The 384-nt window shown below is 70.6% G+C and carries 1 pseudogene; it reads right to left on the bottom strand.

The annotated features are described in order from the left end of the window. Positions 1 to 196 (bottom strand): annotated as a pseudogene (locus I6F37_RS44655) (guanylate kinase); the annotation flags it as partial. Positions 197 to 384 lie beyond the last annotated feature (188 nt).

The following is a 384-nucleotide window of genomic DNA, read 5'->3' on the forward strand; positions in this document are numbered from 1 at the left end:
CGAGGAACCGGTCCTCCTCGACCATCGCGTCGAACCCTGCGCGCGTGGTGAAGAAATAGTCTTGTCCCTCGATCTCGCCCGGCCGCGTCGCGCGGGTGGTCACCGAGACCGACATCGCCAGGTTTGCCTCCCCCTCGAGCAGGCGGCGGGCGATCGTCGTCTTGCCCGCGCCGGATGGCGAGGAGAGGATGAACATCAGCCCGCGGCGCGTGGCGGATCGCTCCGCAGGTCGCGTCGCGGATTGCGGCTCGAGGCGCATTGCGGATGGCGAGGATTCGTCCATGCCCGCCTGTGCCGCATCGAGGGCCGGGCGATCAAGCTGCGCCGGGCTTTTTTGCGCCGGCGCGTGCGGCCGGCGGCGATCCTAGTCGCCGCGCGCCTGGT

Source organism: Bradyrhizobium sp. NBAIM08 (assembly GCF_020193935.1).
GTDB lineage: Bacteria > Pseudomonadota > Alphaproteobacteria > Rhizobiales > Xanthobacteraceae > Bradyrhizobium > Bradyrhizobium yuanmingense.